This window comes from Variovorax sp. KK3 (assembly GCF_001984055.1).
Lineage (GTDB): Bacteria > Pseudomonadota > Gammaproteobacteria > Burkholderiales > Burkholderiaceae_C > Variovorax.
Genome location: NZ_LYVO01000026.1, coordinates 77,471 through 84,481, shown reverse-complemented (window position 1 = coordinate 84,481; position 7,011 = coordinate 77,471). Strand labels below are relative to the sequence as shown.

Annotated in this window: 6 protein-coding genes; 5 read left to right on the top strand and 1 reads right to left on the bottom strand. The window is 65.7% G+C overall.

Translation table 11 applies throughout. The features are described 5' to 3' along the window. Positions 1 to 179: 179 nt before the first annotated feature. Together B0W80_RS14900 and B0W80_RS14895 are read left to right on the top strand one after the other, a co-directional pair. A complete protein-coding gene (locus B0W80_RS14900; protein ID WP_076999932.1) occupies positions 180 to 1,493 on the top strand; it encodes a sugar ABC transporter substrate-binding protein in 1,314 nt (437 codons plus the stop codon). A gap of 16 nt (positions 1,494 to 1,509) precedes the next feature. Then, on the top strand, positions 1,510 to 2,412 hold the full coding sequence (locus tag B0W80_RS14895) for an AraC family transcriptional regulator (RefSeq protein ID WP_076999931.1): 903 nt from the start codon (positions 1,510 to 1,512) through the stop codon (positions 2,410 to 2,412). A 31-nt stretch (positions 2,413 to 2,443) separates the two neighbouring features. Here B0W80_RS14895 and B0W80_RS14890 read toward each other — a convergent pair whose 3' ends face one another. Continuing rightward, positions 2,444 to 3,151: a GntR family transcriptional regulator gene (locus B0W80_RS14890; RefSeq protein WP_076999939.1), complete on the bottom strand. Its 708-nt coding sequence runs from the start codon at positions 3,149 to 3,151 to the stop codon at positions 2,444 to 2,446. Between the two features lie 112 nt (positions 3,152 to 3,263). On the opposite strand from B0W80_RS14890, the gene B0W80_RS14885 reads away from it, so the two are divergent. From B0W80_RS14885 to B0W80_RS14875, 3 genes are read left to right on the top strand one after another with little or no spacing between them, the layout of a single operon-like run. After that, positions 3,264 to 4,316: an Ldh family oxidoreductase gene (locus B0W80_RS14885; RefSeq protein ID WP_076999930.1), complete on the top strand. Its 1,053-nt coding sequence runs from the start codon at positions 3,264 to 3,266 to the stop codon at positions 4,314 to 4,316. Continuing rightward, the gene (locus B0W80_RS14880; protein WP_076999929.1) at positions 4,313 to 5,521 is read left to right on the top strand and encodes an iron-containing alcohol dehydrogenase; all 1,209 of its coding nucleotides are present in this window, start codon (positions 4,313 to 4,315) and stop codon (positions 5,519 to 5,521) included. The genes B0W80_RS14885 and B0W80_RS14880 overlap by 4 nt, the downstream gene beginning before the upstream one ends. 29 nt (positions 5,522 to 5,550) lie before the next feature. Further along, positions 5,551 to 7,011 carry an NAD-dependent succinate-semialdehyde dehydrogenase gene (locus tag B0W80_RS14875; RefSeq protein WP_076999928.1) on the top strand — a complete coding sequence of 487 codons (1,461 nt, stop codon included), beginning with the start codon at positions 5,551 to 5,553 and terminating at the stop codon, positions 7,009 to 7,011.

The following is a 7,011-nucleotide window of genomic DNA, read 5'->3' as shown; positions in this document are numbered from 1 at the left end:
ACTCCAGTCTCCCAGACCCTTCCGGGTGAACAACCTATTGAGACATCACAGCTAGGGAAAGTCGCTAAGCCCAAAAGCACCAAAGTATCAGTTCAGGCAAGCCGGCGGGTTATCCAAAAGCCCGGAATCTCGCGATTCTTAGGGGCCGGCCTCGGCCGGTTTCATTGTCTGGAGACACCATGCGTCATTCGAGATTGCTTGCCAACCTGGCCGGAACAACGCTCGCACTGTGTGCGCTGCCCGCACATGCGGTGGACCTGGTCATCGCGACCGTGAACAACGGCCACATGATCGAGATGCAGAAGCTGACCCCGGTCTTCGAAAAGGCATACCCCGACATCAAGCTGAAGTGGGTCACGCTCGAAGAAGGCACGCTGCGGCAGCGCGTCACCACCGACATCGCCACCAAGGGCGGCCAGTTCGACGTGATCACCATCGGCTTGTACGAAACGCCGATCTGGTCGAAGAAGGGCTGGCTCAAGCCGATCGCCACCGATGCGGCCTACGACGTCGACGATCTGCTGCCGGCCATCCGCACGGGCCTGTCGCACGACGGCAAACTGTTCGCCGCGCCGTTCTACGGCGAGAGTTCGATGCTGATGTATCGCAAGGATCTGGCCGACAGGGCCGGCTTTCAGATGCCCGAGCGGCCCACATGGGCGCAGGTGAAGGCGCTGGCCGGCAAGATCCACGATCCGAAGGCGGGCGTGTACGGCATCTGCCTGCGCGGCAAGCCGGGCTGGGGCGACAACATGGGGCCGATCACCACGCTCGTGAACACCTACGGAGGCCAGTGGTTCGACATGCAGTGGAAGCCGCAGATCGACACCAAGCCCTGGAAGGACGCGATCAGCTTCTACGTCGACCTGGTCAAGGCCTACGGCCCGCCGGGCGCATCGGCCAACAGCTTCAACGAAAACCTCGCGCTGTTCAACGAGGGCAAGTGCGGCATGTGGGTGGATGCGACCATCGCGGCCTCGTTCGTCAGCGATCCGAAGCAGTCGAAGGTGGCCGACAAGGTCGCCTTCGCGCAGGCGCCGACCGCCGTCACGCCCAAGGGCGCCAACTGGCTGTGGTCGTGGAACCTGGCGATACCCGCCAGCTCGACCAAGGACGATGCGGCGCAGAAGTTCATCCGATGGGCCACGTCGAAGGAATACATCCAGCTGGTCGCCAGGGAAACCGGCTGGAACACCGTGCCGACCGGCACGCGCAAGTCGACCTATGCGAGCCCCGAGTTCCAGAAGGTCGCCGGTTTCGCCGAGGCCGAGCGCAAGGCGATCGATTCGGCCAACCCGAACGACAGCACCCTGCCCAAGTCGCCTTACATCGGCGTGCAATTCGCCGCCATTCCCGAATTCCAGGCCATCGGCACGAGCGTGGGGCAACAGATGAGCGCGGCGCTGACGGGCAAGGTCACGGTCGACCAGGCGCTCAAGACATCGCAGGGCATCGCCGAGCGCGAGATGAAGAAGGCCGGCTACTACAAGTAGCACCGGCACCGAAGCCATGGCCGAGCCACCCCCTTGCAGAGAAGACCCGCAGTACCGGAACGCGGAGCTCGGCTACAGCCCGTCGTCCGAACTCGAACGGCTCGTGCGCTACGTCAGCCATGGGACGCCGTCGCCGCTGATCCGCTGGCACTACCACGACGATTACGAGATCCACCTGGTCGTGGCCACCAGCGGCAAGATGTTCGTCGGTGACTACATCGGCACGTTCGAGCCGGGCAATCTGGTGATGACGGGGCCGAAGCTCCCGCACAACTGGATATCGACCAACGCCCCGCCCGAGGGCGTCGCCTTGCGAGACCACTGCATCGTGTTCGACCGCTCGCCGATCGAACGCGCCTCGGCACTCATCTCGGAGTTGGGGGAGGTGCTGCCGCTGCTCGACCGGTGTGCGCAAGGCATCGAGTTCTTCGGCATGTCCGAATGCGCCGCCGAGTACTTCGCGCGCATCCGGGCCAGCAAGGACCTGGCGCGGCTGTCGGTGTTCCTGGACTTCCTCTCGGTGCTCGGGCAGTGGAAGGAGTTTCGACTGCTGTCGAACCCCTGGGTCGACACGGCCGACGACCCGGCCTCGATGACGCAGATCGACTCGATCGTCGGCTACATGAACGAACACTACTCGGACGCGCTGACCATGCCGCGGGTGGCCAAGCATTTCGACATCAGCAGGAGCCACTTCTCGCGGATATTTCACCGTCGCACCGGCAACACCTTTTCGAGCTTTCTCACGCAACTGCGCATCTCGAGGGCTTGCCAGTTGCTGGTGAAGTCGCAGGACCCGGTCTCGGCGATCTGCTATGACGTCGGCTTCAACAACGTGGCCAACTTCAATCGTCGCTTTCGAGATGTGAAGGGGATGACGCCCACCGCCTTTCGCAGGAAGTTCGCGGACAGCCGGTGAGCACCGGGCCATCTGCACGCACGACGATTGCTCACGCGGCCGATTCCAGGCTGACGAAATGAGGCTCCATGCGCGCACGCGACTGCAGGATGTGGCTCGCCATCGCATCGCGCGCACGCTCGGGGTCGCCCGACGAAAGCGCGGCCACGATCTCGGCATGCTCCTTGATGGCGCCTTCGGTCAGATGCGAATGAAAGCGCAGCCGGAAGAGGTGCGTGTGCGCATGCAGGCGCGACAGCGCTTCGGCGGCCAGTTCGTTCGCCGCATGGTTGGCGATCCACGAATGGAATCGGGCATCCTGCAGTGCGAACTTGCCGTAGGCCAGCTTGACGTCGTCGCCCGGGGGCTCGGCCATGGCGGCGGCGATGCGTGCCAGCTCTTCACGCAGCCCGTTGGACAGACGCTCGGCGGCGCGCGCTGCCAAGTAGGGCTCCAGCATCAGCCGCAGGTCGAACATTTCCTCGAACCGCTGCCGGCTCGGCATCGGGGCGGCGCTATATCCGATGTTGTGGGTCTTGACCACCAGGCCCACGCCCTCGAGTCTGATGAGGGCCGCGCGGATCGGCGTTTGCGACACGCCGAATTCCCGCACCAGGGCATCGATCGATATGCGGCTGCCGGGTGCGATCTTGAGCGAAATGATCTGGGACAGGAGTGCCTCGTACACCCGATCCCCCAGCGAGCCCTGATGGATGGCCTTCGGCGCATCCGAGTCGCCCTGAACAAGCAATGCTTGCACGTTGACGTCCAAGATATTCCTCCGAGATTTTGCTTGACCCGATCTTATCGCCCACCTACGATATATCAAGTCGGATTTAATATCCGATACGATTAACCGAAAGCCCCGAGAAATGAAGACCCGCGTCGCCTGGCACGAAGCCAAGGAAGTTTGCTCCCGAGCGCTAGTGAATGCAGGCGTGCCGCCCGCCCATGCGGATGTGCAGACGGAACTGCTCCTGGAAGCAGAGCTGCGCGGCCGCGCATCGCATGGTCTTCTTCGCCTGCCGCGCGTCGTCGAGCGCATCGCCAACGGCGTGAGCAATGCCTCGACCGCCGGCAAGGGCCAGTGGCGTGGCAGTTCGTTCTTCGAGGTGGATGGCGAGCAAGGTCTGGGCCCGGTCGTCGCGTTCAAAGCGATCGCGGAGATTTCCGCCAGGGCCCGCACCACCGGCATTGCCGTGGCCGCGATCCGCAACAACAACCACCTGGGCATGCTCGCGCTCTACGCCGAAAAGGTCGCTGCGCAAGGACAGATCTTGTTGGCCGTCACGACCAGCGAAGCGCTGGTCCACCCCTGGGGCGGCCGCCGAGCCTTGATCGGCACCAACCCGGTCGCCATCGGCGTTCCCGCAGAGCCCGCGCCTTTCGTGCTGGACATGGCGACCGGCCTGATCTCGATGGGCCAGGTGCACGACTACGCCAACCGCGGCCAAGCCCTCGAGCCCGGCTGGGCGCTGGATGCCGACGGCGAGCCCACGCTCGACGCGAAAGCGGCGCGCCAAGGGGCGATCGCGCCCTTCGGCGGCGCCAAGGGCTATGCGCTCGGTCTGGCGTTCGAAGTGCTGGTCGCCGCGCTCACCGATTCGGCCATGGGCGCCGAGGTCAAGGGCACGCTCGATTCGACCCAGTCCTGCAACAAGGGCGACGTGTTCATCGTGATCGAGCCGGCCCGCAGCTCGGCTGCGGGCCTGATCTCCGACTACCTGCAGACCCTCAGGGCGAGCCCGCCGGCTCGCGCCGATCGTCCCGTGCTGGTGCCCGGCGACCGGGCGCGCGAGCAGCGGGCCCGCAGCATCGAGAACGGCATGGACGTCGCGACCGAGGTCTGGCAGCGCATCGTCGCGCTGGCTGGCGACCGGCGCAGCCAGACCCCCCACGACACACCCACAGGAAACATGGAATGACTTCGCAGTTCGGCGTGATGCGCGCCCCCCAATCGATCGTGTTCGGCAACGGACAGCGGCGCGCCCTCGGCCAGGCGGTCGCGCGCCTCGGCAAGCGCACGTTGGTCTGCACCGATCAACGCTTTGCGGCGTCCACGGAAATGGCTGAAATGCTGGCCGATCTGGCTGCATGCGGCGTCGAGGCCCGGCTGTTCAGCGGCACCTTGGCCGAACTCCCCGCCTCCAGCATCGACGAGTGCGTCGAATCCTGCGGTAATTTCCGGCCCGACGTCGTGGTCGGTGTCGGCGGCGGCAGTTGCATGGACATGGCCAAGCTCGTCAGCCTGCTGCTCACGCATGGCGGCCCGCTCGACCGCTTCTATGGCGAATTCAAGGTGCCGGGGCCCATCATTCCCGTCGTGGCCATCCCGACCACGGCCGGCACCGGCTCCGAAGCGACGCCGGTGGCCGTGCTGGGCGACAGCAAGCGCGATCTCAAGGTCGGCATCTCCAGCCCCTACCTCATTCCGCACACCGCGATCTGCGATGCCGAACTCACGCTGACCTGCCCACCGGGGCTCACGGCGCTGTCCGGCGCCGATGCATTGACGCACGCCATCGAGGCCTACACGGCCGTGCGGCATCCGGTCTCGGCCGGGCTCTCGCAGGAGCGGGTCTTCGTCGGCAAGAACCTCTTCAGTGATCAGCACGCGCTCGCGGCGATCAAGGCGATCTTCGAGTATCTGCCGCGGGCCATGGCCGACGGCAGCGACCTCGAGGCGCGCGGCATGCTGATGTTCGCCTCGCTGTCGGCAGGGCTGGCCTTCGGCACCGCCGGCACGGCCGCGGCCCACGCCATCCAGTACCCGGTGGGCGCGTTGACGCACACGGCCCACGGCCTGGGCGTGGCCTGCCTGTTGCCTTACGTCATGGCCTACAACGCCGGCGCCGTGACGCCGGAGCTGGCCGCCATCGGCACCGCCATCGGCTGCAAAGGCGACGACCCCGTCGAACTCGCCATGGGTGCCATTCGCCGCACCCGCAGCCTGTGCGAAGACATCGGCATCCCCCGCACGTTGGCGGACCTGGGCCTGCCCGAGGAAAAGCTGGGCTGGGTGTCGGAGCAATCGATGCTGTCGGCACGCCTCATCAACAACAACCCCCGCAAGCTCGGTGTCGACGATGTCGCACACATCGTGCGCAATGCCCACGCGGGCGTGCACTGAGCGATCGCCACGTCACTTCGAAGAGACCCATGAACCAGAGCCCTCTGAACATCGACACGATGCCGACCGATCTTTTCATCGGCGGCGCCTTCCGGCCATCGTCGAGCGCGAAACGCATCGACGTGTACGACCCCGCGTCTGAAAAAGTGATCGCGAGCGTGGCCGATGCGACCACCGAAGATGCCCTCGCCGCGGTGGAAGCCGCTTCCGCCGCGGCAGAGGCCTGGGCCGCTACGGCGCCGCGCAAGCGCAGCACCATCCTCATGCGCTGCTTCGAGCTCATGACGCGCGATGCCGAGAAGCTGGCCCAGCTGATCACGATGGAGAACGGCAAGGCGCTCGCCGACGCGCGCGGCGAGGTCGCCTATGCAGCCGAGTTCTTCCGCTGGTATGCGGAAGAAGCCGTGCGCATCAACGGCGAGATCAGCGTGGCGCCCTCGGGCGCGGCGCGCACCATCGTGCAGTACCAGCCGATCGGCATCGCCTTGCTCATCACGCCCTGGAACTTTCCCGCTGCCATGGCGACGCGAAAGATCGGTCCCGCGCTGGCGGCCGGCTGCACCTGCATCCTGAAGCCCGCGACCGAGACGCCGCTCACGGCCTACGCCATCGCCGATCTGCTGGCGGAGGCCGGCGTGCCGGCAGGCGTGGTCAACGTTCTCACCACGTCGACAGCGGGCCGCGTGTCCAACGCAATCCTCGACGACCACCGCGTGCGCAAGCTGTCGTTCACGGGGTCAACCGAAGTGGGCCGCGTGTTGCTGCGCAAGGCCGCCGATTCGGTCATCAACTGTTCCATGGAACTTGGCGGCAATGCGCCCTTCGTGGTGTTCGACGATGCGGACATCGACGCAGCCGTCGAGGGCGCCATGATCGCCAAGATGCGCAACGGCGGCGAGGCATGCACGGCGGCGAACCGCTTCTACGTGCAACGTGGCGTGGCCGATGAATTCAGCCGGCGCCTGGCCGAGCGCATGGGCGCCCTGGTCACCGACGATGGGCTGAAGGACGGCACGCAGTGCGGGCCCCTGGTCAACAAGGCTGCGGTAGAGAAGGTCGGCGCGCTGGTGGACGACGCCCGCAAGAAGGGCGCGCGCGTGTTGACCGGCGGCAACGCGCCACAGCGCAAGGGTTTCTTCTACATGCCCACCGTGCTGGCGGACGTCGCGCCAAACTCGGACCTGCTGGGCGAGGAGATCTTCGGCCCGGTCGCACCCATCGTGGCCTTCGACACCGAGGCCGAGGCCATCCGGTTCGCGAATGCGACCGAGTACGGGCTGGTGGCTTATGTCTACACCCGTGACCTTGCCCGTGGGCTGCGTGTCTCCGAACGCATCGAAAGCGGCATGATCGCGCTGAACCGCGGCCTGGTGTCCGATCCCGCCGCCCCTTTCGGCGGCGTGAAGCAGAGCGGACTGGGACGCGAGGGCGCCCACCATGGGCTGCTCGAGTTCATGGAAGCCAAGTACATCTCCACCAACTGGTCTTGA